Origin of the sequence: uncultured Roseicyclus sp., from assembly GCF_937892565.1 — a bacterium.
In the GTDB taxonomy this organism is placed as follows: domain Bacteria; phylum Pseudomonadota; class Alphaproteobacteria; order Rhodobacterales; family Rhodobacteraceae; genus Roseicyclus.
In genome coordinates this window covers 37,670-60,747 of sequence record NZ_CALAHQ010000091.1, presented here as the reverse complement: position 1 = coordinate 60,747, position 23,078 = coordinate 37,670, and the positions used below count along the sequence as shown (strand labels likewise).

The window sequence follows — 23,078 nt, the reverse complement described above, 5'->3', positions numbered from 1 at the left end:
AACCTTGGGGGAGCCGTTGGCTCCCCCTTTTTCTTTTTAAACCGTGAGCCCTAGACCGATAGCTTTGGGGCAACAGGTCACAAAGACGGCAGAAATTCGAACCCGTCCGCCATGGCCCTTGCCCGGCCTATTCCGCCTTCGGGCAGGTGAAATCCAACCACAGCCATGTTCTGGCCCACAATCTGGTCAAACAGCGCCAAGCGGGTTTGCGCGGCGAGGCTTGGGTCCTGATCCGACCCCGAAATCCATCCGGGCCGGGCAAAGGCGATATGGCCATTTCCAATCGCATCGCCCAGGATCATCACCGCATCCGGCCCTTCGCCCAAGACAAAGCACATATGCCCCGGCGTGTGACCGGGTGAAGACAAGGCACGGATCCCCGGCAAGACCACGTCACCATCGCCAAACAGCACCATGTCACCCGCCAGCACCTCGAGCCGCCGCTTGGCGCCCACGGCAAAGCTTGCGCGGTCGGCCCCGATGCTGTCCACCGTTGCGCCATCCATCCAGTAGTCGAATTCGATCTGGCCCATCATATGGGTGGCATTGGCAAAGGCTGGCTCGTCGAAATCATCGAGCGCGCCCCACAGATGGTCTGGATGGCCGTGGGTAAAGATCACATGGGTAACATCCAAGGGGTCGATCCCGGCGGCCGCCAGCGCGTCGGGCAGGCGACCGACACCGGCCTGAAACCCGCTGCCTGATCCCGCATCGAACAGCGCAAGCGTATCGCCCATGCGCAAAAGCGTGATGTTGCAGGGCGGCGCCAGCGGCGCGGCCGGATCGATGCCAAAGCCCGCCAGAATCGGCGCAAGCTCATCTTGGGGCATGGGCCCAAAGATAAGATCGGCAGGCAAGCTGAGCGTGCCATCCGACAGGGTCAAGATCTCCATATCCCCAAGGCTGATGCGGGTTTCGGTCCAGCCGCGACGGGGCAGGGCGCCAAAGGCGAGGGCCGCGGTTGCGGTCGTCATCAGGCGGCGGCGGGTGATCTGCATGGCGGGTCTCCTGTTGCATGTGTGGCGACACTAGCGCGGCCGATATATTCAGGAAAGACTATATGTGAGCCGCCTCTGTGCTGCGGAAATCCTTGCATCGGCAAGGTTTTGCCGCCGTGACGGCACGGCCAGAGATTTTTTCCGCCATGGCGGTGCAATTTGCCATGCTGATCTTGGCGTCCGATCCTGAAACGGTCGGATCAAGGCAGGGATGATCTTCGGATGCGGCTGGCCCATGTTCTGATCGGTGCCGCGCTTGTGGCGGCGGGTGCGCTTGCGGCGGCGTGGCTGCCGCTCGGGCTGATGGGCAGCCTTGCGTTGCTGGCCATGCTGCGCATGTGCTGGATCGAGGACAACATCACATCGGACCTGTTCGGGCGTGACGCATTGCCGCCGTCCTATCGCACCACCCTGCAGGCGCGCCGTTTGTTCTGGTTGCGCTGGTTTGGCCAGGATGTCGACACGTCAGTGGCCGAGGCATCGGCCCATCTGATGGCGACAGCCCTCAGGGCCGAAGCGCAGGTCTGGGCTGTCTTGCTCCTTGGCTTTGCCGCCATGATCGTGGCGCTGCACGGACCCTTTGGGGCGGTGGTCAATCTGGTGCTTGGGGCGGTGTTGATCGTGCTTGCGCTGCGGCGGGTGGATTGTCTGTGCAAGACGCTGGCCCATTGCGATGCGGGTCGTGCCTTGCCCGATCACCTGCTGGTGCCCAGTCGCCGCAGGCTGTTGGCCGCGCGGCGGCGGTGAAGCGCGTCACGCCCCGGGCGCAAAGGTGATGACAGGATCCATGCTGGCCAAAACATCCATGGCCAGATGGCACTTGATGTCATGACCCTCGGCCAAGCGGCGCATCGGCGGCACTTGGGTCTCGCACAGCCCCCCCGGCACCTGTGCCTTCCAGCGGCAGCGCGTCTGGAACGGGCACCCCGGCGGCGGGTTCATCGCCGAGGGAATATCGCCCTCCAACACGATGCGCTGTTTTGCAACCGAGGTATCGGCGATGGGAACAGCCGACAACAGCGCCTCGGTATAGGGGTGGTAGGGGGGGCTGAAGACCTGATCGGTGCTGCCCAATTCGACCACATGGCCCAGATACATCACCAGCACACGGTCGCTCAGATAGCGCACGATCGACAGATCATGGCTGATGAACAGGAGCGTCGTCTTTTCACGGCGCTGGATATCCATCAACAGATCGGTGACGGCCGCCTGAACGCTGACATCAAGCGCCGACACCGGTTCATCGGCCACCACGATCCGCGCGCCACCCGCGAAGGCCCGCGCGATCCCCACGCGCTGTTTCTGGCCACCCGACAATTGCCGCGGCATCCGCTCGGCAAAGGCGCGGGGCAATTTGACCAGATCAAGCAGATCCAGCATCCGGGTGCGCCGCTCGGCATCCGAGGCGCCGATGCCAAAGACCTCGAGCGCGCGGATGATCTGGCGGCCCACGCTCATCGAGGGGTTCAGCGTGTCAAACGGGTTCTGGAACACCATCTGGATCGATGACACCAAGCGGGTGTCGCGCGCCTCGATCGGGGTGTCCTGAATGGCGCTCCCATCAAGCAGCACCTCGCCCGAGGTGGCAGTTTCCAGCCCCATCAGCACCTTGGCCAAGGTGGATTTGCCGCAACCTGATTCGCCCACGATGGCGAGCGTCTCGCTTTCGCGCGCCGCAAAGCTCAGGCTTTCATTGGCCTTGACCACCCGCGTTTCACCACCGCCGAACAAGGCATTGGCCGCGACCTCGTAGTATTTCTTCAGATCGCGCACCTCTAGCACCACATCCCCTTTTTCAGGGGCGGTCTGTTGGGCACCGGCCACCATCGGCGCGGCCCAATCGATGTCATCGGCCCGCAGGCATCGGCTTTGGTGCCGGTCGCCCTGTGCGATGCTGGCCATTGCCACATCGGACATGTCACAGCGACCGGCCACAAAGTAATCGCAGCGCGGCCCGAAGTTGCATCCCTTGGGCCGTTCATGGGGCAGGGGAAAATTTCCCGGGATCGCCCGCAGGGGGCGGGCGGACTTGTCGGCACCGGGCAGGGGTATGGAGCGAAAGAGCGCCTGCGTGTAAGGGTGGCGCATGTGGTTGAAGACATCGCCGATGGCACCGGTTTCCACCGCTTCTCCCGAATACATCACGCAAATCCTGTCACAGGTTTCCAGGACAAGCCCAAGGTTGTGGCTGATGAACAGCATCGAGGTGCCGTATTTTCGGCCCAGATCCTTGATCAGATCGACCACCGCCGCCTCGACCGTCACATCAAGCGCGGTCGTGGGCTCATCAAGGATCAAGAGCGACGGCTTGGACATCAAGGCCATGGCGATGACGATGCGCTGCTGTTGACCACCCGAAAGCTGGTGGGGATAGCTGCGCAAGATGCGCTCGGGATCGGGGAGGCGCACATCCGCCACCATCTCGCGCGCGCGCGCCCAGGCTTGGGTTCGGGAAATGCCTTCGTGGATCATCGGCACTTCGATCAGTTGCTGGCCGATCCGCATGGCTGGGTTCAACGAGGCCATGGGTTCTTGATAAATCATCGCGATGTCGCGGCCACGGATGGCGCGCAACTCGTCCGCGCCAAGGCTGGCAAGATCACGGCCCTTGTAGCGGATTGTGCCGCCAACGATCCGGCCATTGGTGCCCAGATCTTGCATCACGCCCAAAGCGACCGTGGATTTGCCACAGCCCGATTCACCGACCAGCCCCATCGCTTCACCGGGCATGACCGAGCAGGAGAAATCCATCACTGCCGGGATCTCGCGCGCGCGGGTGAAAAACGAAATCGACAGGTTCGAGATCTCGAGGATCGGACCATCATGGGTATCTGGCAAGACCCCAGCGCCTTGAAAAGGGTCATCAAGCATCATCACGTTCCTTTCCGAGGAAGGCACAAATCTTCGTACGAAGATTTGTGCCTTTGCGAATTTTCGTACGAAAATTCGGCATCATCAGTCCTTCAGGCTTTCTTCGCGCAACCCGTCGGCCAGCAGGTTCAGACCAAGCACAAGGCTCATCAAGGCAAGCGCAGGCGGAAGTGCGGGATGCGGATGGACCGTCAAGAGCCGCCGACCCTCGTTGATGGTCGATCCCCAATCGGGGCTTTCAGGGCTGACACCCAGACCAAAAAAGCCCAGCGTTCCCAGAAGGATGGTGGTATATCCGATGCGCAGGCAGAAATCGACGATCAAGGGCCCGCGCGCGTTGGGCAAGATTTCCCACAGCATGATGTACCACGGCCCTTCACCGCGCGTTTGCGCGGCCGCCACATAATCGCGCGTCTTGATATCCAGCACGAGACCCCGAACGATGCGAAACACGGTTGGCGCATTGACGAAAACCACCGAGACAAAGACGATCAACAGATTGCCGGGCACATCGAACAGGTCGAGCGCCTCGGGCCAAAGCCGAAACAGTTGTGGCAGGCGCGTGTCGGACGCGTTCGAGATCAGCGACACATAGGCCATGCCGCCCACAATGATGATGATCCCGACGATCAGATTGCGCCGCAAGGCCTGGGTGCGGTAGCGCGCATTGAACAAGATCGCGACAAACAGGATCGGAAACAAGAACATGACCATCGACAGGTAATTCGGGATACCGGCCGCCACGATTTCCGGGGTGACCAGCAGGTAAAACAGCAAGATCACTGGAAAGGCCAGGACCAGATTGGCCAGAAAGGTCAGCCCGGTATCGAGCTTGCCGCCATAATACCCCGCCGGAAGCCCAAGTGTGATCCCCACCATGAAGGCGAAAAGCGTGGCAAGCGGCGCGATCTTGAGCACCTCGAAGGCGCCATGGACCATGCGGCTGAACACGCAGCGCCCCAGATTGTCGCCGCCCAACAGATACCACGCGTATTGCCCATCGCCGGGGGCGGGCAACGCGCTGCCGGGTTTGGCATTGCGCATCTGGCTGATCACATCGATCGGGCCATGGGGGGCGATGATGTCGGCAAAAACCGCAGCAAAGACCCAGAACATCGCAAGCCCAAGACCGATCATCCCGACCGGGCTGTCAAACAGCTTGCCGTAAAGCCCAAGCCGCCGCTTGAAGGCGATCGACAGCACGAACATCACCACCAAGGCCGTCCAGACCGGCATCAGCCGCGCGGACATGGCACCGATGATGCCCGAACGCTGCGGATCGGCCAAAACCAGCCCGCCCACGACATAAGCCGCACACCCCAGCGCAAGAACCAGCACCGCGTATTTCATCGACAGCAGGGCATAATCGACCGGTCCGCGCTGTGGGCTAAGGCTATGGTCGGCATTGACCACCAAAGGCCCCGGTCGCATTCCCGCAATGGTCATCGCCAGATTGGCCACAAAGCCCAGGACGAAAACCAGCACCGCCAAGCTCAAGGCCGGGTTCACAAAAGCGCCAATTCCGCCAGCCCATGTCAAGGTGTCCATCCGCCCCGTCTCCTCAGGAAATCCGGATGCGCGGGTTCAAGAACACATAGCCGATATCGGAAATCAGCTGTGTCACCAGAACCACGAACACCGCCACGACCGAACAGGCCAACAGCAATTCGATGTCATTGTTCGACGCTGCCTGCACCAGGGTCCAGCCAAAGCCGTTGTAATTGAACAGGGTCTCCACGATCACCACCCCGGTCAAGAGCCAGGGGATCTGCAGCATGATCACCGTAAAGGGTGCGATCAGCGCATTGCGCAGGGCGTGCCTGAGCACGATGGTGCGAAAGCGGACCCCCTTGAGGCGCGCGGTGCGGATGTATTGCGCCGTCATCACCTCGGCCATCGAGGCGCGCGTCATCCGCGCGATATAGCCGATGCCGTAAAACGCGATGGTGATCACCGGCAGGGTGAAATTCCAGAAAGTCACCCCATCCATCGCGCTGCGCGCCGATCCCAGAAACAAGGTGCCGCTCTCCAGCCAGCCCCAGTCGACCAGAAGCGGCGACAGCCCGGTCTGGGAGGAGGCCAGCAAGATGATGAATACCACGCCCGAGACATATTCCGGCGTGGCCGTTGTGCCGATGGAAAAGGTCGAAAGCGCCCGGTCCATCCGCGAGCCTTCGCGCATGCCGGCCATGATGCCGATCACCAGTGCCGTGGGCACCATGACGGCAAAAGCCCAGAACATCAGCACGCCCGTCAGCGCCATCCGCCCGCCGATGATGGCGGCAACCTCAGCGTTCGAGACGGTCGAATAGCCCAGATCGCCTTGCAACAATCCGCAAAACCGATCCGCATCCTCGGGGGATTGACCCCGCAAGATGCAGCGCCCGCGCCATTCGCCGGTCGGCTCATCGAAGCGCACCCAGCCCGGCACGACGCCCAGCCATTCGCCGTAGCGCACCACCAGCGGCCCGCCGTAGCCGTTGCGGTCGAGCCATGACGTGACTTCCGCGTCGCTCATGCGGGCATTGCCTTGCGTCTTGGCCAGCTTTTCGAGGTTTGGGGCAAGATTGGTCAGAAAGAACACCACAAAGGTCAGGCACAGCGCCGTAAGGATCATGACGCCCGTGCGGCGAAGTATGAAAAAAGCCATGCTTCCGAGGGTCCTTGCCTGTGTCCATGCCTTTCATGCGCGCAAACGATAGCAAGCCTGCAGACGCAAGGATACGGTCCGTGGAGGGCATTGGGTGCCAAAAAAAGATCGGGGCGGCATGATTTGCCGCCCCGAGACCTTAGGTTCGGATCAGGCCGAAAGGCCCATGTGGTGGATGTTGATCTCGAACTTGGGATGCATATCCGCATTCACTACGCCCGCGCGATAGTGACGTGTGAGCGAACGCCAGAACGGAATGATCGAGACCGCTTCTTCCTGCATGATCTGCTGCAAGCGGGCCATCACGACGCGGCGGGCATCGGCGTCTTGAATGCCGTTTGCCTGATCGAGGAGGCTATCGAATTCCGTATTCGAGAAGGCGGTTTCGTTCCACGCCACGCCCGAGCGATAGGCGAGGTTGAGGATCTGCACACCCAGTTCGCGGTGGTTCCATTCGGTCGCCGAGAAGGGGTAATTCAGCCAATCGTTCCAGAAGGTCGAACCCGGCAGAACCTCACGCGTGACGGTCATGCCCGCATCGCGCATCTGAGCGGCCACCGCATCACAGGTGAAGCGTGTCAGACCGTCATCGAGCGAGACAAGCTTGATCTCGGTTGCGGCATGTCCCGCTGCGGTGATCCGCGCTTGTGCTGCGGTCTTGTCCACCGCCATCGCCGGCAGTTCGGCGTATTCAGGGTGGATCGGACAGACGTGGTGGTTTTCGCCGACCGTGCCTTGACCGTTCACGCCCAGTTCAAGAACGACCGAGAGGTCCACCGCCTCGAGAATTGCGCGGCGCACCTCGACATTGTCATAGGGTGCGTTGAGCTGGTTGAAGCGTACGGCCACGGTCGCGCCCGTGGTCACATTCGACCGCTCCCAGCCCACCGCCGAGAAGAGGTCGATGAATTCGCCCACGGTTTCATAGGTGACGTCGAATTCGCCGGCTTCGGCGCTGGCAAACCATGCTGCCGGATCGGTACCGAGATCGACGAAAGTCACTTCGTCAAGATAGGCCTCGCCCCAGTAGGTGTGATCGGCGTTGCGCTCGAGCTTGGCCGAAATACCAACCTGGTAGTCGGTGATCTTGTAGGCGCCTGTGCCCACGCCATGATCGAGCGGGTTGGTGCCGATCAGATCGCGGTGCTGAATGGCAGCGGGGTAATCCGCGATGCCCGGTACGATGGTGATATCGGCCGCGGGCAGGTTGATCTGCACTGTCATGTCGTCGAGGATGACGACGCCGCCATCACGGACCTGTCCTGTCGCTGTATCCACAAGCCCGCCCATGCGGGCAGCCATCGAGTTGCCTTCGACCGTTGTGTCACACCAGCCGGTGATGTTGGCGGCGACATCGGCGGCGGTGAAATCATCGCCATTGTTCCACTTCACGCCCGCCCGCAGGCGCAGCGTGTACTGCGTCGCGTCGGCATTGGCTTCCCAGCTCTCGAGCAGGCGGCCCGAGAAGGTACCGTCGCGATTGTATTCAACCAGGTATTCCAAAAGACCGCGTGTCGCATTGGCCAGTTCCGACCAGTCATAGATGCGCGGGTCTTTCAGGGCGTGGATCTCTTGCTGGATCCGCAGGCTGCCGCCCATCGCGGGCGTGGCGCGCTGTGCCATGGCGGGCTTGAGCCCGATCAGCGAATAGGCGGCGGCGGCCGATACGCCCAGCGCGGTCGAGCGCACAAGGAATTCGCGGCGGCTCAGCTGGCCGGCCTTGTATTCTTGCGCGTACATCTGTGCGACCGGATGGGTCGCGGACTGTCGTGTGGAATGGTCGTTCATGTCTCTTCTCCCTGTGTCGTTTCGGTCGGCCCGTTTTCAATGCGGCCCGGTTTATTCTTGCGATCCTGTCCCGGCCGTCCCAGACGGACCACGGATCACAGATCATGCGCATTGCGCCGATTTTGACCCGTTGCGTCAATCGTCTGTTGTTGATCTTCCGACAGTAATTGCGACTGCCGCCTGATCAAAAGCGACATGGGCGCTGGCCACAACCCCCAAAATTCGTTTTTTGTGCGACTAACGGTCTGGCTTGTTCGCCGCCCGGTTGTGCCGCTCGTTCAGGGTCGCCTTGGTGCCGTGCGGAATTCGCTGGGCGTCAGGTCGGTCGCCTGGTGAAAGGCGCGGGTAAAATAGGCGGCCGAAGAAAAGCCCAAGGTCTGGGCCACCTCGCGCGCGGGCATGTCGGTGTCGCGCAACAGGCGGCAGGCCTCTTGCATCACGCGTTCGACCAACAGCGCATGGGCCGGTTTGCCCGATGCCTCGCGGCACAGGCGCGACAGATGCGTGGGGGTGACGCCAAGCTGCGCCGCAAAATCCGCCACACTGAGACCATTTCGGAATTTGGCTTCGACGGCCTGGGCGTAGAGTTCGATCAATTTGTGGCTTTTCTTGCGGATGACGGCGCCATCCGTGCGGTCCAGTTCCCGCGTGATCCAGGTTGAAATCAAAAGCCCGTAACCCTTCAGGGCGCGCGCCATGGCTGGTGCCTGACCGGAAAGCTCGCGTTCGGTCTTTTCCAGATGCCCCGTCAGGCTGGTCTGCGCCTCGGGCGTTGCGACGCGGATGTGAAAGGGTTCGGTCGGCAATTCCAGCGCCGGCTCGATGGGCAGGCCCAGCTCCATCCCCTGAAGCTGGGCCGATAATTCCAGCGCGGCTTGCGTGCCTGCGGGCAGAAAGATCGCCGTGTTCGGCCCATAGCCGCGTGTGATGCCGCGGATGGTCACGCGGCCCTGTCCCCGGGTGATCCAGTACAGCCTGTGGCGCGGTTGGCTGTGCAGCAGTTCCACACGCCAGGCTTCTTGCAAGCGCAACTTGCCCAGCGACACGACGCGATAGGTGGTGGGCGACTCGATCATGGCACAAGGCTGCGTCCGATGTCGGGTTTTTGCAAGCGGTCGGCGGGCAAGCCTTGCGCCCCCGCTGATCAAGGCGCGCCTGCGGTGGCTTTGGGCTCAGGTCGGGGCAACGGGCACCCAGTCGCGCATGCGCGCCCGAAACCATGTGCGCTGCCGCTTGGCATATTGACGCGACGCGATGATTGCCGCGTCGCGCGCCTGTTGCAGCGTCATGTCGCCGCGCAGATGGGCCATCAACTCGGGCGCGCCAATCGCCCGCATCGACGGCAGGCCGGGGTTCCAGCGGGGCAGGTTTTGCCGCACCTCGTCCAGCGCGCCCAGCGCAAGCATGGCATCAAAGCGGGCCGTGATGCGCGCATCGAGCCACGCCACCGGCGCCTCCAGCCGCAGCGCCACGCAACGCTGCAACGCCATCACGGGGGCGGGTGTGTCGGCCTGCCAATCGGCCAGACCGCGCCCGGTGGCACGCAAAACCTCCCATGCGCGCTGGACCCGGGCGCGGTTGTTCAGATCGATCCCGGCCGCGGTCGGCTGATCCAGCCCGCCAATCAGCCGATCCAGCCCCAAGGTGTCGGCCTCGGCCCGGATCTCGGGCGGTGTTGGCGGCACCTCGGCCAAGCCTTCGGTGAGCGCGCGAAAATACAAGCCCGTGCCGCCCACAATGATCGGCCGCGCGCCCGCCATCACGGCGGTCACATCGCGCAGCCAATGGCCAACGGAATAGGGCTCATCCCAGGCGACGTGACCATAAAGATGGTGGGGCGCGCGGGATTGCTCTTGTGGATCGGGCCGCGCGGTCAGCACGCGCCAATTGCCATAAACCTGCAACGCATCGGCATTCACGATCGCGCCGCCGCGCTGCGTGGCAATGGCCAGCGCCAGCGCCGACTTGCCGCTGGCGGTTGGCCCCGCAATCAAGACAGGTTGATCATCCGGTATGGAGTTAATGTCGATCAATGCTTTGCCCGGTGACGTTCACGTCACTTCCCTTGTTCAGCCCATGCCCTCTGCGCGCGGGTTTGCGCCGATGGGGCGTTGAACCCGCGCCGATTTTAGACCATGGTGAGGCGCGCGCAATGCGCCGCGGTCACACACCCACCCCCTCAGGAGCTCCGCCATGTCCGACAGCACATCCCCACAGGTCGACGCAAGATATGACCGGGTGATGTTGAAGATCTCGGGCGAGGCGTTGATGGGCGATCAGGGCTATGGTCTGCATCCGCCCACGGTCGAACGCATCGCCCGCGAGATCAAGTCGGTCCATGATCTGGGCGTCGAGATCTGCATGGTGATCGGCGGCGGCAACATCTTTCGCGGCCTGAGCGGCAGCGCGCAGGGGATGGAACGCACCACCGCCGATTACATGGGCATGCTGGCCACGGTGATGAATGCGCTGGCGATGCAATCCTCGCTTGAACAGATCGGGGTCTTTACCCGGGTGATTTCCGCCATCACCATGAACGAGGTCGCCGAACCCTATATTCGCCGCCGCGCCATCCGCCATCTGGAGAAAAAGCGCGTGTGCATTTTTGCGGCAGGCACGGGAAATCCCTATTTCACCACCGACACGGCCGCCACCCTGCGCGCTTCCGAGATGGATTGTCAGGCGATCTTCAAGGGCACCAAGGTCGATGGCGTCTATGACAAGGACCCCAAGAAGCACGCCGATGCCAAGCGCTATGAGACCGTCACCTATGACGAGGTGCTGGCCCAGCATCTGGGGGTGATGGATGCATCCGCCATTGCGCTGGCGCGCGAAAACCGCTTGCCCATCATCGTCTTCAGCCTCGATGAACCGGGTGGGCTCAAGGGTATTCTGGCAGGGCGCGGCACCTATACCAAAGTGTCCTGAACACCGCAGGGCAGCGCGATCTGTGCGCACAAGGCAACTGGGTTCTGGAAACCGGGCACGGGCCGGGCTATCACAGCGCCAACAGACCGAAGAAGGGGCATAGCCGATGGCAGACGACGAACTTGACATCGACCTTGACGATTTGGGGCGTCGCATGGATGGCGCCTTGGGCGCGTTGCGCACGGAATTCGCATCGTTGCGCACCGGACGGGCCTCGGCCAGCATGCTCGAGCCGGTGATGGTCGATGCCTATGGTCAGCCGACGCCGATCAATCAGGTGGGCACCGTCAACGTGCCAGAGCCGCGCATGGTCACGATCAACGTCTGGGACAGGACACTGGTCAGCAAGGTCGAAAAAGCGATCCGGGACAGCGGTCTGGGCATCAACCCGCAGCTCAACGGCACCATCATCATGTTGCCCATTCCCGAATTGAACGAAGAACGCCGCACCCAATTGACCAAGGTTGCCGCCCAATACGCCGAAAGCGCGCGTGTTGCCGTGCGCAATGTTCGCCGCGACGGGATGGACCAGATCAAGAAAGCCAAGGCCAAAGGCATGTCCGAGGATGATGTGAAGCTTTGGGAAGACGAGGTTCAAGAGCTGACCAATGCCCATATCGCCAAGGTCGATGCCGCGCTTGAAACCAAGCAAGGTGAGATCATGCAGGTCTGACATCCTGGCCGGTTGGGCCCATCGTGCTGTTTTTTCATACCGCCCATTCGATTATCAGGACCCCGCCAGATGACCAAGGATGCCCCCCAACCCCGCCATGTGGCCATCATCATGGATGGCAATGGACGGTGGGCGCAATTGCGCGGGCGGCCGCGCCTGTTTGGGCATGCGGCGGGCGCGCGCCGGGTCAAGGAAATCGTACGCGCCTGCCCGGCTTTGGGGGTCAGCTACCTGACCATATTTGCCTTTTCGACCGAAAACTGGAAGCGCACCCAGACCGAGGTGGCCGGTCTGATGCGGCTGTTCAAACGCTACATCCGGCGCGAAGCCCAAAGCCTGTTCGAAGAAAATGTCCGCGTGCGCTTCATCGGGGATCGGGTGCGGCTGGAACCCGCGCTGGTCGATCTGATGGACGGGCTGGAATTGATGACGGCCAACAACACCGGCACCAATCTGACCATCGCGCTGAATTACGGTGGCCGCGACGAGGTCACGCGCGCCGCCCGGCGGCTTGCGCATGATGTGGCGATGGGCAAGCTTGATCCGCGCACAATCAGCGATGAGACCTTTCCACGTTATCTTGACACCCATGTGTTGCCCGATCCCGATCTGGTGATCCGCACCAGCGGCGAGGCGCGGATTTCCAATTTCCTGCTCTGGCAATCGGCCTATGCGGAATATGAGTTCATCGACACGCTCTGGCCCGATTTCACGCCGGCGGTCTTTGCCGAGGTGCTGGCGCGTTACAGCCTGCGCGAGCGCCGCTTTGGCGCGGTGACGGTCTGAGGGCGATGTGGGCCTGACGCGCGACAGCTTTTCCGATCTGGCCGTCCGGGTGGCCACCGGGGCCGTGATCGCGGTGGTCGGTCTGACGGCGGTCTGGGCGGGCGGATGGTGGTTCACGGGGCTTGTGGCCGTACTGGTTGCGACGCTGGTGTGGGAATTGGTTCGCATGCTGGGCGGCGGCGGTCGGGGCGCGCTGGCGCTGGCCGCGCTGGCGGCAGTGGCGATCCTGGCCACCAAGCTTGCGCCGTTGGCCGTGGCGCTGGGCTGTGTGCTGGCGGTGCCGACGGTGGCCATGGCGCTTTTGGCGCGCAACCGGCGGCTGTTTGTCGTGATGATCGCCGTCATCTTGCTGGCCGGTTTCGGGCTGATCTTGCACCGCGACAGCTTCGGTCTGATGTGGATGCTGTGGTTGGTGCTGGTGGTGGCCGCGACCGATATCTTGGGCTATTTCGCCGGGCGCCTGTTCGGGGGGCCAAAATTCTGGCCCCGCGTCAGCCCCAAAAAGACATGGTCGGGCACGCTGGCCGGATGGGTCGGGGCGGGGCTGATCGGTTGGGTCTTCATGGCACAGACCGGGGTGGGCGCGGAATTGATCCCCATTTCGGTCGCGATCAGCCTTGCCAGCCAGATGGGCGATATCGCCGAATCCGCCCTCAAGCGGCATGTGGGCGTGAAAGACAGCTCCAACCTGTTGCCCGGGCATGGCGGTGTTTATGACCGATTTGACGGGATGTTGGGGGCGGCTTTCCTGCTGGTGATCGTGGAAAGCCTGACCGGCTTTCCGCCGCCGCCGCTGTAAACGGGGGGCATATGCGCAGCATTTCGATCTTTGGCGCGACAGGCTCGATCGGGCAGAACACCGTCGATCTGATTGCACGCGATCGGTCGCGCTATCGGGTGGTGGCGGTGACGGGCGGCGCCAATATCGCGCGGCTGGCCCAGGATGCCATCAGGCTCAACGCCGAGATCGCCGTGACCGCGCATGCAGACCGGTTTGAGGATCTGCGCGCGGCCTTGTCCGGTTCGGGCGTTGCGGTCGCCGCCGGCGAGGCGGCGCTGATCGAGGCCGCAGACCGCCCCGTCGACTGGGTCATGTCGGCCATCGTGGGGGCGGCGGGGCTGGCACCGGGGTTTCGTGCGCTGCGCCATGGTGGCACGCTGGCCTTGGCCAACAAGGAAAGCCTTGTCACCGCGGGCCCGCTTTTGCTGGCCGAGGCGCGCGCCCATGGCGCCACCATCTTGCCCGTCGACAGCGAACATTCAGCGGTGTTTCAGGCGTTGGCGGGCGAAGACATTGCCGCGGTGGAACGGATCATCATCACCGCCTCGGGCGGGGGTTTGCGCGACTGGCCTGTCGAGGCGCTGGCGCGGGCCACGGTCGCGGATGCGGGCGCGCATCCCAACTGGGCGATGGGCCAGCGCATCACCATCGACAGCGCCTCCATGTTCAACAAGGGGATGGAGCTGATCGAGACGCGCGAATTCTTTGGTGTCCCGCCCAGCCGGATCGAGACCGTGATCCATCCCCAATCCATCATCCATGCGCTGGTGGGTTTCAACGACGGGGCCTTGATGGCCCATCTCGGGGCGCCCGACATGCGCCATGCCATCGGCTATGCGCTCAATTGGCCGGAACGGCGCGATCTGCCGGTCGCGCGGCTGGATCTGGCACAGATCGCCACGCTGGAATTCCGCGCCCCTGATCCGCGCCGCTACCCCGCGCTGCGGATTGCACGCGAGGTGATGGAAACCCGCGGCGGGGCAGGGGCCGTGTTCAACGCCGCCAAGGAAATCGCGCTGGATGGCTTTGTGGCCGGCCGCATCGGCTTCATGGACATGGCGACGGTCGTGGACCGCACGCTCGACGCCATGGCGTCGCAGATTTGCCTGACATCTTCCATGGCAAACCTTGAGGAGGTGCTGATGACGGACCACATGGCACGTAAGACCGCATGGACCCAGATCGCAAAGATGGAGAGCTGACCCCCTCATGGATTTCATTCCCCAGTTCGGAAACATCGCCTTTACGCTTGCGGCCTTTGTCGCGGCGCTGTCGATCATCGTGGCGATCCATGAATACGGCCATTACATCGTGGGCCGCTGGTCGGGCATCCATGCCGAGGTGTTTTCCGTGGGCTTCGGCCCGGTTCTGATCAGCCGCACCGACCGGCACGGCACGCGCTGGCAGATCGCGGCCTTGCCCTTCGGGGGCTATGTGAAGTTTCTGGGCGATGCGGATGCGGCCAGCGGCAAGGATGGCGCGGCGATTGATGCGCTCGATATGGCAGAGCGGCGCCGCTCGATGCATGGCGCGCCGCTCTGGGCGCGTTCTGCGACGGTGGCGGCCGGGCCGGTGTTCAACTTCATCTTTTCGATCCTGATTTTTGCGGCCGTCGTGCTTTTCACCGGGCGGCCCGCCGAAGAGCCGCGCGTGGGCGCCTTGACGCCGCTTCCGCCCGAAATGGCGCAGCTTGCGGCGGGCGATCTGATCCTTGCGCTCGATGGTCAACCGGTCGAGGTGTTTGGCGATATCTTTACCATCGCCGAAAGCCTGCCGCCCGCGCCCAGCGTTGTCTACACGGTCGAGCGCGACGGCGCCGTGATCGCGACCGAGGCGGCGTTTCCGCTGATCCCGCTGATCGAGACGGTGGCCCCCCAATCGGCCGCCTTTTCCGCGGGCCTCAAGCAAGGCGATGTGATCCGCGCCGTCGATGGTGTGCCGGTCTTTGCCTTTCGCCAGTTGCGCGATGCGGTGGCTACGGCCGAAGGCCGCCCGCTGAGGCTGACCATCTGGCGCGCGGGCCAAGAGATCGAGGTCACGCTGACGCCACGGCGCACCGATTTGCCGCTGCAAGATGGCGGGTTCGAAACACGCTGGCTGATCGGGGTCACGGGCGGGTTCAGTTTCGATCCGATGCGCGATCGGGTGGGGGTCTTTGCGGCCTTGGGCCATGGTGCCGAGCAAACGCTTTTTGTCGTGCGCTCGTCGCTGTCTGGCTTGTGGCACATGATCACCGGGGCAATTTCGTCATGCAATCTGCAAGGTCCCATCGGCATCGCGGAAACCTCGGGTGCGGCCGCGTCGCAGGGGATCGACAATTTCATCTGGTTCATCGCGGTGCTGTCGACCGCGGTGGGGCTGTTGAACCTGTTTCCGATCCCGGTTCTCGATGGCGGGCATCTGGTGTTTCATGCCTATGAGGCGGTGGCGGGCAAACCGCCCTCGGACAAGGCGATGCGGGTGTTCATGACCATCGGGCTGACGCTGTTGCTGTCGTTGATGCTGTTTGCGCTGACCAACGATATCTTCTGCCCCTGAGAGTTGGGGCTTGGCCGTGCCTGTTCGCGGTCAGCCGACCGGGTTTCGTCATGCAGGTCTTGGGGTGGTGCGGCCCATCTGGCACCGCCCCGCCGCGCCCGGCCAAGGGGTGATCTTGCACCGCTTGGCGCCTGCGCGGGCATGTCCGTCCGGGCAAATCCGCCCGATGTCGTCCAAGCCCTTGAGATGGTTTTGACAACCCGGGGACCCTCCGCTAGGCAAGGGGTATGGGTCATGAAGAACGGGGTTGGAAACGATGAACTGGCATGTCGGTCTCTGCCTGTCTCGGTCAGGCGCTCTGTCCAAGGCCGCCCCCTGTTTCGGGATTGTTTCCAACCTCTTCGCGCTTGCGCTGCTGTTGGGCGTCGTGTTTTCAGCATGGCCTGCAAGCGCCCAGAGCGTCGATGTTACGGGTGTCGATGTTGTCGGCAATGACCGCATCACCGATTCTGCGGTTCTCACCGTGGCCCAGATTGCGCCCGGCGCGGCACTGACGGCCGCACAGATCAACGCGGCGCTGCAGCGTTTGCAAGACAGCGGCCTGTTTGAAACGGTCGAGATTGTGGTGCAAGACACACGGCTGGTCATCTCGGTTCAGGAATTCCCCACGATCAACCGCATTTCGGTCGAAGGCAATGAACGTCTGGATGATGAGGCGCTGCTTGGCGCCATCGCATCCACACCGCGCCGCACCTATTCGCCCAGCCTTGCCGAACAAGATGCCAATGCCATCGCCGAGGCCTATCGCCTGTCGGGTCGGCTGTCTGCGACGGTCACGCCTGCCATCATCCGCTTGCCGGACAATCGTGTCGATCTGGTCTTTGAAGTGGCCGAGGGGCGCGTCGTGGAAACCGAGCGCATTTCCTTTGTCGGAAACCGGGAATTTACCGACCGCCGCTTGCGCCGGGTGCTGGAAAGCACGCAAGCCGGCCTGCTGCGCCAGATCATCCGCCGCGACACCTTTGTCGCCGAGCGTATCGCGCTTGACCGTCAGCTTCTGGCCGATTTCTATCAAGATCGCGGCTATGTGGATTTCGAGGTCTTGAGCGTGACCCCGGAATTGGCCCGCGGGCGCGATGCCTATTTCGTCACGTTCAACATCCGTGAAGGGCAAAGCTTCAGCCTGGGCGAGATCACCACCGTCTCGGAAATTGCCGAAGTCGATGCCGCGCAATACCAAGATGCGATGCGCATCCGGCCCGGCCAGACCTATAGCCCGCGCCTGATCGATGCCACCATCAGCCGTCTGGAAGCGTTGGCCACGCAACAGGGCCTGCGCTTTGTGCGCGTTGAACCGCGCATCACGCGCAATGACGAAGACCGCACGCTGGCGGTGGCTTTTGTGATCAGCCGCGGGGAACGTATCTTTGTCGAGCGGATCGATATCGAAGGCAATGTCACCACGCTTGACAGCGTGATCCGCCGCTACTTTACCAGCGTTGAAGGCGATCCCTTTGATCCGCGCGCCATTCGTCAGGCCGCAGAGCGTATCCGCGCCACGGGCTTTTTCGCCGATGCCTCGGTCGAGGCACGTCCGGGCACCGCCGCCGATCAGGTCATCGTTGATGTCGATGTGGAAGAACAGCCGACCGGCTCGCTTGGCTTTTCTGTCAGCTTTTCGACCGACACCGGTGCCGGGCTTGCGGTGAATTTCTCGGAATCCAATTTCCTGGGTCGCGGGCAAGCGTTGAGCTTTGCCTTCAACACCACCGATGGCAGTCAGGATTTCAATTTCAACTTTACCGAACCGCGCTTCAGGGCGCGCGATCTGGCGTTGAATCTGGGCGCGTTCTACACCGAAACCTCGACCCAGAACCGCAACTTTGACACGCTCGATGTGGGCTTGCGGGCGGGGCTTGGCTTTCCCATCGGCGAATTCTCGCGGATGAATGTGACCTATGGTCTGGAGCAGAACGAGGTGTCGGGCCTTGATGTTGCCAGCTCGTCGCCCATCCTGGTCGCCGAGCAAGGCGATCGCATCGCATCCTATGTGGGGCTTCAGTATTCCTATGAGACGCGCAATGTCGGGCTTGATCCCACCCGTGGGGTGCGGCTTCAGTTCGGGTTGGATTATGCCGGCCTTGGCGGCGATGCGGAATACCTGCGCGCGACGTTGCTTGGAATTGCCGAGCGTCAGGTGCTGCGCGAAGAGGTGACTTTGCGCGCCAGCTTCGAGGCTGGCGCAATCGAAACGCTCAACGGCAACAGCCGCCTGTCGGATCGCTTCTTTTTGTCCAGCCGCCAGATGCGCGGATTTGATGCCTTTGGCCTTGGTCCGCGCGATACTGCTGCGACCAATGAGGACGCGCTTGGGGGCAACCTGTTTTCGGTGGCCCGCTTCGAGGCGTCGTTCCCGCTGGGTCTGCCGGATGAATACGGCATTTCGGGCGGGGTGTTTTATGACATTGGCTCGGTCTGGGGGCTTGACAACACGCTGGGCGCGGGCGGTCCGGTCGATGACAGCTTGCGGTTGCGTTCTTCCATTGGCGTATCGATATTCTGGAATACAGCGATCGGGCCGTTGCGGTTCAATTTCTCGCAGCCTTTGACCTTTGAAAGCTATGACCGCACGCGCGAATTCGACCTGACCGTCGAGACGCGGTTCTGAGGCGCGCCCCGATGCAGGCGTTGCATCGTCTGGCGCGGATGCTGGCCCTGGTGCTGGCACTGGGGCTGGCGCCGACGGGTGGCCCGCTTTGGGCGCAAGGCGTGACCGCGCCAGATGGCTCTGCAAGCGGGGCGGCACTGCCTGCCTATCCGATCTTGCTGCTCAACCAGGAACGCCTCTTGTCGGCGTCGCTTTATGGTCAGCGCATCCAGCGTGAGGTCGATGTGGCGGGCTCGGCCCTTGCCGCCGAGAACCGCCGGATCGAAGCGGAACTGACCGAGGAGGAATTGCGCCTCACCGAACGGCGTGGCCAGTTGAGCCCCGAGGCGTTTCGGCCGCTGGCGCAAGAGTTCAACACCCGCGTCGAAGGCATCCGTGCCGCGCAAGAGGCGAAAACCCGTGCGCTTCAGGAACAGGCCGAAGGCGCACAGGTCGCGTTTTTCGAAACCGCCTTTCCGATCTTGATCGACCTTCTCCGGCTGCGGGGGGCTGCGGTCCTGATGGACAGCCGGGCGGTGCTCTTGTCGGCTGACAACGTCGATATCACCGATGAAGCGATCGCGCGGATCGATGCAGCCCTTGGCCAAGGCGGGCCAGAGCCCCTGATCGATCTGGACGCCGCATCCCCAAGCCCCGCGCCTTGAGCCAGTGCCCTGAGCGCGCGGCTTGCCGCGCTGGCGCCAAGTTGCTACCAGTGGCAACAGCCTGTTTTCCAAGCCCCGAGGACATATGACGGCCGATACGCCCACAACAGCCGACATCGACCTGATCCAACGGATCATCCCGCACCGCTACCCCTTTCTGTTGGTGGACCGTGTGCGCAGCATTGTTCCGTTTCAATCGGCTGTGGGCATCAAGAATGTCACCTTCAACGAGCCCCATTTTCAGGGACATTTCCCGGGCACACCGATCATGCCGGGTGTGACCATCATCGAAGCGATGGCCCAGACGGCGGCGGTGATGATCGGGGTGTCGGGCGATCTGGCCGACAAGAACCTGCTGGTCTATTTCATGGGGATCGACGGCTGCAAGTTCCGCCGCAAGGTGGTGCCGGGCGATGTGCTGGAAATGCATCTGACGACGCTGCGCGGCAAGCCGGGCGGCAAGGTGTGGAAATTCGGGGGCCAGGCCATGGTCGAGGGTGAACTGGCCGCCGAGGCGGAATTCACCGCCATGATGGACCTTGGTGCCAGCAAGGGGGCGAAGTGATGGGGATCGATCCAAGCGCCCTGATCCACCCTTCGGCCGTTGTGGAACCCGGCGCCAGGATCGGTCCCGGCTGTGTGGTGGGCCCGTTTTCACTGGTTGGCCCCGAGGTCACGCTGGCGGCCGGCGTGACGCTGAAATCTCATGCCGTCGTCACCGGCTGGACCGACATCGGCGAAGGCACGGTGATATTCCCCTTCGCCAATATCGGCGATGTGCCACAGGATCTGAAATATGCGGGCGAAAAAAGCCGCCTGATGGTTGGTGCGCGCAACCGCATCCGCGAAGGCGTGACGATGAACACCGGCACCGAAGGCGGCGGCGGGCTGACGCAGGTGGGCGATGACGGCTTGTTCATGGCGGGTGCGCATGTGGCCCATGATGCCCATGTCGGCAACCGCGTGATCATGGCCAACAACGCCGCTGTGGCGGGGCATTGCATGATTGCCGACGATGTGATCATCGGCGGGCTGTCGGGGGTGCATCAATTCGTGCGCATCGGCAAGGGCGCGATCATCGGTGCGGTGACCATGGTCACCAATGACGTGATGCCCTACGGGCTTGTGCAGGGCCCGCGCGGGGTGCTGGACGGGCTGAACCTTGTCGGGCTCAAGCGGCGCGGCGTCGCGCGCGAGGATATCATGGCCCTGCGCGCGGCGTTTCAGGCGCTGGCCCAAGGCGAAGGCGCCTTTCAGGATCGCGCCCGCCGCTTGCTTGATGATGTGGCCGGTCAATCGACCTATGTGCGCGATATCGTGGAATTCGTGCTGGGCGACAGCGACCGTTCTTTTCTGACACCGGGCTGATCACAAGATGGGCGGCCGGGCAATCATCGCGGGGGCAGGGGCCTTGCCGGGGCTTCTGGCGGCCGCTGGGCCGGCGCTGATCGTGCGGTTCGAAGGCGCACAGGGCGGCACCGAAGGCGCCGATCTTGTGGCGCGTTTCGAACATTTGGGCGCGCTGTTCCACGGTCTCAAGGCGCGCGGCGTCTCGGAGCTTTGCCTTGCTGGTGCGATGCGCCGCGTGCATTTTGCGCGCGAGGGCGTGGATGCGGTCACACAAGCGCTGTTGCCGCGGCTGGCCCATGCCATGGGGCAGGGCGATGATGCGTTGCTGCGACTGGTTGTGGGGATCTTTGAAGACCAGGGTTTTGTCATCCGAGGCGCGCAGGATCTGCGCCCCGATCTGGTGGCCCGCGCGGGCGTTCTGGCCGGGCAATGCGGTGACGGCGCCGACAGCGCGCGCGCGCGCGCCGTTCTGGCAGCCCTTGGCCCGCTCGATGTCGGGCAAGCGGCGGTGGCGGCAGGCGGCCAGATCATCGGCATCGAAACGCTGCAAGGCACCGATGCGGTCTTGCGCTTTGTGGCCGACAGCGCGCCCGGATCGGGGGGCGTTCTGGTCAAGCGTGCCAAGCCCGGTCAGGATCTGCGCGTCGACATGCCCGCCATCGGCCCCGATACCGTGGCGCTCTGCGCCAAGGCGGGCCTGTCGGGGATCGAGCTTCAGGCGGGTCATGTGCTGATGCTTGACCCGGTCGCGGTGGTCGCGGCGTGCCGGACCCATGCCATCAATCTTTGGGCCGTGCCATGACGTTGCGCCTGTTCCTTGTCGCGGGTGAGCCTTCGGGCGACCGTCTGGGGGCGGCGCTGATGGCGGGGATCAAGGCCTTGACCCTTGGCCCCGTCGAATTCCACGGTATCGGCGGGCCGATGATGCAGGCCGAAGGCCTGACCACCCTGTTTCCCATGCAAGAGCTTTCGGTCATGGGATTGACCGAGATCCTTGCCAATTACCGGCGTCTGTCGCGCCGTGTCGCCGACACCGCCGAGGCGGTGCTGGCAATGGCGCCCGATGCGCTGATCACCATCGACATTCCCGAATTTTCCCTGCGCGTGGCCGCACGCGTCAAGGCGCGCGCGCCGGGTCTGCGCACCATTCATTACGTCGCGCCCACCGTCTGGGCGTGGCGGCCGGGGCGCGCCCTGAAAATGGCGAAATCGATCGATCATGTGCTGGCGCTGTTGCCGTTTGAGCCGCCCTATATGGAAGCGGCAGGCATGAGTTGCGATTTCGTCGGCCATCCCGTCGTCACCGAACCACAGGCCACCGAGGCCGAGGTTGCGGCGTTTCGCGCCACCCATGCGCCCGATGGCGGGCCCTTGATCCTGGCTTTGCCCGGATCGCGCCGCGCCGAGATCGAGCGCTTGATGCCCGTCTTTGGTGCAGCCCTGCATCAGGTCATGTCACACCATCCAGATGCGCGCATCATCTTGCCCGCCGCCCCCGCCGTGGCCGCGCAGGTCGCGGCCCGCGTGGCCGATTGGCCGGGGCGCGCCGTGGTGCTGGATCCGCGCGGGGTCCCGCCCGAGGAATTTGCCGCACAAAAGCGTGCAGCCTTTGGCGCCGCCAATGTGGCGCTGGCGGCCTCGGGCACGGTCAGCTTGGAACTGGCGGCGACCGATACGCCGATGGTGATCGCCTATACGATGAGCTGGCTCAGCCGAAAGCTGATCGGGGCGCTGCTGCGGGTGGATACCGTTACACTGGTCAATCTGGTGACCGACAGCCGCACCATTCCGGAATTCCTGGGCGAAAACTGCCGGCCCGCGCCGATTGCCGCGGCGCTGTCGCGGCTGATGGATGATGAACGGGCCCGTCTTGATCAGCTTGACGCCATGGCGCTGGCCATGCGGCGCCTGGGCCGCGGTGGCGAGGCGCCGTGGCTGCGCGCGGCGCGATCGGTGCTTGGCCATATCGCGCCCGATTAAGCGGTGAAATCGGCGGGCATGGCCCCTGACAAGCGCACCAACAGGTCGGGCCTTATGCCAAAGATATGGCGCGGGCTGCCCGCCGCCGCATAGACCAGATCGAAATCCAACAGCCTCGGGTCGAACCATGCCCGGATCGGGCCAGGATGGCCCAGCGGCGCCACGCCCCCGATGGCAAAGCCCGTCTGGGCGCGGATCAGATCGGCATCCGCTTTGCCCAAGACCTCGCCCGCCAGCGCACTGGCCTTGGCGGGGTCAACCCGATTGCCGCCCGCGGTGATGAACAACACCACACGCTTGCTGGTCTCGGCGCGAAAGATGATCGATTTGGCGATCTGATCCACCCCACAGCCCACCGCGCATGCGGCGTCTTCGGCGGTGCGTGTGCCCTCGGCCATTTCCACAACCTCTGCCCCGACACCCGCCGCCAGCAAGGCGTCGGTGACCCGTTTCACGCTTTTCGACATTCTGGCCCCCGGTGTG

Annotated in this window: 21 protein-coding genes; 13 read left to right on the top strand and 8 right to left on the bottom strand. The window is 63.3% G+C overall.

Going from position 1 to position 23,078, the window contains the following annotated elements; all coding sequences use genetic code 11:
- Window positions 1–77 precede the first annotated feature (77 nt).
- A complete protein-coding gene (locus Q0094_RS12685; RefSeq protein WP_297620153.1) occupies window positions 78–998 on the bottom strand; it encodes an MBL fold metallo-hydrolase in 921 nt (306 codons plus the stop codon).
- Window positions 999–1,220: 222 nt separating this feature from the next.
- Here Q0094_RS12685 and Q0094_RS12680 point away from each other — a divergent pair, with 222 nt between their 5' ends.
- A complete protein-coding gene (locus Q0094_RS12680) occupies window positions 1,221–1,745 on the top strand; it encodes a hypothetical protein (RefSeq protein WP_297620150.1) in 525 nt (174 codons plus the stop codon).
- A gap of 6 nt (window positions 1,746–1,751) precedes the next feature.
- Here Q0094_RS12680 and Q0094_RS12675 read toward each other — a convergent pair whose 3' ends face one another.
- The 6 genes from Q0094_RS12675 to miaA form a co-directional block, all read right to left on the bottom strand.
- Window positions 1,752–3,869: an ABC transporter ATP-binding protein gene (locus Q0094_RS12675; RefSeq protein WP_297620147.1), complete on the bottom strand. Its 2,118-nt coding sequence runs from the start codon at window positions 3,867–3,869 to the stop codon at window positions 1,752–1,754.
- Between the two features lie 84 nt (window positions 3,870–3,953).
- Window positions 3,954–5,417, bottom strand: a complete 1,464-nt coding sequence (locus Q0094_RS12670) for an ABC transporter permease (RefSeq protein WP_297620144.1) — start codon at window positions 5,415–5,417, stop codon at window positions 3,954–3,956.
- 13 nt (window positions 5,418–5,430) lie between these two features.
- Window positions 5,431–6,519: an ABC transporter permease gene (locus Q0094_RS12665; protein ID WP_297620141.1), complete on the bottom strand. Its 1,089-nt coding sequence runs from the start codon at window positions 6,517–6,519 to the stop codon at window positions 5,431–5,433.
- A gap of 150 nt (window positions 6,520–6,669) precedes the next feature.
- Window positions 6,670–8,307: an ABC transporter substrate-binding protein gene (locus Q0094_RS12660; RefSeq protein ID WP_297620138.1), complete on the bottom strand. Its 1,638-nt coding sequence runs from the start codon at window positions 8,305–8,307 to the stop codon at window positions 6,670–6,672.
- A 278-nt stretch (window positions 8,308–8,585) separates the two neighbouring features.
- Window positions 8,586–9,383, bottom strand: coding sequence for an AraC family transcriptional regulator (locus tag Q0094_RS12655; RefSeq protein ID WP_297620136.1), 798 nt, complete (start codon window positions 9,381–9,383; stop codon window positions 8,586–8,588).
- Between the two features lie 96 nt (window positions 9,384–9,479).
- Entirely contained in the window at window positions 9,480–10,301 is an 822-nt protein-coding gene (gene miaA / locus Q0094_RS12650) for a tRNA (adenosine(37)-N6)-dimethylallyltransferase MiaA (RefSeq protein WP_297620133.1), read from the bottom strand.
- Window positions 10,302–10,500: 199 nt separating this feature from the next.
- On the opposite strand from miaA, the gene pyrH reads away from it, so the two are divergent.
- The 12 genes from pyrH (at window position 10,501) to lpxB (ending at window position 22,595) form a co-directional block, all read left to right on the top strand.
- A complete protein-coding gene (gene pyrH, locus Q0094_RS12645; protein ID WP_297620131.1) occupies window positions 10,501–11,235 on the top strand; it encodes a UMP kinase in 735 nt (244 codons plus the stop codon).
- Window positions 11,236–11,341: 106 nt separating this feature from the next.
- Window positions 11,342–11,908 carry a ribosome recycling factor gene (frr, locus tag Q0094_RS12640; protein ID WP_297620128.1) on the top strand — a complete coding sequence of 189 codons (567 nt, stop codon included), beginning with the start codon at window positions 11,342–11,344 and terminating at the stop codon, window positions 11,906–11,908.
- Window positions 11,909–11,977: 69 nt separating this feature from the next.
- A complete protein-coding gene (gene uppS, locus Q0094_RS12635) occupies window positions 11,978–12,694 on the top strand; it encodes a polyprenyl diphosphate synthase (protein WP_297620125.1) in 717 nt (238 codons plus the stop codon).
- 7 nt (window positions 12,695–12,701) lie between these two features.
- Window positions 12,702–13,493 carry a phosphatidate cytidylyltransferase gene (locus Q0094_RS12630; RefSeq protein WP_297620122.1) on the top strand — a complete coding sequence of 264 codons (792 nt, stop codon included), beginning with the start codon at window positions 12,702–12,704 and terminating at the stop codon, window positions 13,491–13,493.
- Window positions 13,494–13,504: 11 nt separating this feature from the next.
- Complete coding sequence (gene dxr / locus Q0094_RS12625; RefSeq protein ID WP_297620120.1) at window positions 13,505–14,677, top strand: 1-deoxy-D-xylulose-5-phosphate reductoisomerase; 1,173 nt, start codon at window positions 13,505–13,507, stop codon at window positions 14,675–14,677.
- 7 nt (window positions 14,678–14,684) lie between these two features.
- Window positions 14,685–16,013, top strand: coding sequence for an RIP metalloprotease RseP (gene rseP, locus Q0094_RS12620; protein WP_297620118.1), 1,329 nt, complete (start codon window positions 14,685–14,687; stop codon window positions 16,011–16,013).
- A gap of 256 nt (window positions 16,014–16,269) precedes the next feature.
- Window positions 16,270–18,621, top strand: coding sequence for an outer membrane protein assembly factor BamA (bamA, locus tag Q0094_RS12615; protein WP_297620116.1), 2,352 nt, complete (start codon window positions 16,270–16,272; stop codon window positions 18,619–18,621).
- Between the two features lie 11 nt (window positions 18,622–18,632).
- The gene (locus Q0094_RS12610; RefSeq protein ID WP_297620114.1) at window positions 18,633–19,265 is read left to right on the top strand and encodes an OmpH family outer membrane protein; all 633 of its coding nucleotides are present in this window, start codon (window positions 18,633–18,635) and stop codon (window positions 19,263–19,265) included.
- A gap of 85 nt (window positions 19,266–19,350) precedes the next feature.
- On the top strand, window positions 19,351–19,830 hold the full coding sequence (fabZ, locus tag Q0094_RS12605) for a 3-hydroxyacyl-ACP dehydratase FabZ (RefSeq protein ID WP_297620111.1): 480 nt from the start codon (window positions 19,351–19,353) through the stop codon (window positions 19,828–19,830).
- On the top strand, window positions 19,830–20,633 hold the full coding sequence (gene lpxA / locus Q0094_RS12600; RefSeq protein ID WP_297620109.1) for an acyl-ACP--UDP-N-acetylglucosamine O-acyltransferase: 804 nt from the start codon (window positions 19,830–19,832) through the stop codon (window positions 20,631–20,633). The genes fabZ and lpxA overlap by 1 nt, the downstream gene beginning before the upstream one ends.
- Window positions 20,634–20,640: 7 nt before the next feature.
- Window positions 20,641–21,417 (top strand): UDP-2,3-diacylglucosamine diphosphatase LpxI, encoded by a 777-nt coding sequence (gene lpxI, locus Q0094_RS12595; protein WP_297620106.1) that lies wholly within the window; start codon window positions 20,641–20,643, stop codon window positions 21,415–21,417.
- A 2-nt stretch (window positions 21,418–21,419) separates the two neighbouring features.
- A complete protein-coding gene (gene lpxB / locus Q0094_RS12590; RefSeq protein WP_297620232.1) occupies window positions 21,420–22,595 on the top strand; it encodes a lipid-A-disaccharide synthase in 1,176 nt (391 codons plus the stop codon).
- On the opposite strand, the gene Q0094_RS12585 is transcribed toward lpxB, so the two are convergent.
- Complete coding sequence (locus Q0094_RS12585) at window positions 22,592–23,062, bottom strand: YbaK/EbsC family protein (RefSeq protein ID WP_297620103.1); 471 nt, start codon at window positions 23,060–23,062, stop codon at window positions 22,592–22,594. The genes lpxB and Q0094_RS12585 overlap by 4 nt on opposite strands.
- Window positions 23,063–23,078 lie beyond the last annotated feature (16 nt).

Bases quoted from the DNA above. Each gene is read 5' to 3' on its own strand.
- Q0094_RS12685 (WP_297620153.1), bottom strand. From the start codon at position 998: ATGCAGATCACCCGCCGCCGCCTGATGACGACCGCAACCGCGGCCCTC.
- Q0094_RS12680 (WP_297620150.1), top strand. From the start codon at position 1,221: ATGCGGCTGGCCCATGTTCTGATCGGTGCCGCGCTTGTGGCGGCGGGT.
- Q0094_RS12675 (WP_297620147.1), bottom strand. From the start codon at position 3,869: ATGCTTGATGACCCTTTTCAAGGCGCTGGGGTCTTGCCAGATACCCAT.
- Q0094_RS12670 (WP_297620144.1), bottom strand. From the start codon at position 5,417: ATGGACACCTTGACATGGGCTGGCGGAATTGGCGCTTTTGTGAACCCG.
- Q0094_RS12665 (WP_297620141.1), bottom strand. From the start codon at position 6,519: ATGGCTTTTTTCATACTTCGCCGCACGGGCGTCATGATCCTTACGGCG.
- Q0094_RS12660 (WP_297620138.1), bottom strand. From the start codon at position 8,307: ATGAACGACCATTCCACACGACAGTCCGCGACCCATCCGGTCGCACAG.
- Q0094_RS12655 (WP_297620136.1), bottom strand. From the start codon at position 9,383: ATGATCGAGTCGCCCACCACCTATCGCGTCGTGTCGCTGGGCAAGTTG.
- pyrH (WP_297620131.1), top strand. From the start codon at position 10,501: ATGTCCGACAGCACATCCCCACAGGTCGACGCAAGATATGACCGGGTG.
- frr (WP_297620128.1), top strand. From the start codon at position 11,342: ATGGCAGACGACGAACTTGACATCGACCTTGACGATTTGGGGCGTCGC.
- uppS (WP_297620125.1), top strand. From the start codon at position 11,978: ATGACCAAGGATGCCCCCCAACCCCGCCATGTGGCCATCATCATGGAT.
- dxr (WP_297620120.1), top strand. From the start codon at position 13,505: ATGCGCAGCATTTCGATCTTTGGCGCGACAGGCTCGATCGGGCAGAAC.
- rseP (WP_297620118.1), top strand. From the start codon at position 14,685: ATGGATTTCATTCCCCAGTTCGGAAACATCGCCTTTACGCTTGCGGCC.
- bamA (WP_297620116.1), top strand. From the start codon at position 16,270: ATGAACTGGCATGTCGGTCTCTGCCTGTCTCGGTCAGGCGCTCTGTCC.
- Q0094_RS12610 (WP_297620114.1), top strand. From the start codon at position 18,633: ATGCAGGCGTTGCATCGTCTGGCGCGGATGCTGGCCCTGGTGCTGGCA.
- fabZ (WP_297620111.1), top strand. From the start codon at position 19,351: ATGACGGCCGATACGCCCACAACAGCCGACATCGACCTGATCCAACGG.
- lpxA (WP_297620109.1), top strand. From the start codon at position 19,830: ATGGGGATCGATCCAAGCGCCCTGATCCACCCTTCGGCCGTTGTGGAA.
- lpxI (WP_297620106.1), top strand. From the start codon at position 20,641: ATGGGCGGCCGGGCAATCATCGCGGGGGCAGGGGCCTTGCCGGGGCTT.
- Q0094_RS12585 (WP_297620103.1), bottom strand. From the start codon at position 23,062: ATGTCGAAAAGCGTGAAACGGGTCACCGACGCCTTGCTGGCGGCGGGT.